Annotated in this window: 1 protein-coding gene; it reads left to right on the top strand. The window is 36.4% G+C overall.

Features of this window, described 5'->3' with window-relative positions:
- On the top strand, nucleotides 1-272 hold a 272-nt coding region (locus P9273_RS32100; RefSeq protein WP_278052581.1), incomplete at both ends, for a DsbC family protein.

Raw genomic sequence — 272 nt, 5'->3', positions numbered from 1 at the left:
GGCTTGTATAGTGCCAATCTTGATAATCAAATTATTTACTTGGATGAAAATGCACAACATATGTTCATAGGATCTATGATTCGTCTACAAGATCAGAAAAATCTGACCAAGGATTTAGTGCTCAAACAAAACTCTATTGATTGGAAACAACTTCCTCTTCAGGATGCAATTAAAACGGTAAAAGGTAGTGGTAAACGTCAGTTGGCTATTTTCTCAGATCCGAATTGCCCGTACTGCAAACAGCTAGAAGCAGAACTTGATAAACTCAATGA

This window comes from Mesorhizobium sp. WSM4935 (genome assembly GCF_029625735.1).
Classification (GTDB): Bacteria; Pseudomonadota; Alphaproteobacteria; order Rhizobiales; family Rhizobiaceae; genus Mesorhizobium.
This window is presented reverse-complemented; position numbering and strand designations above follow the sequence as displayed.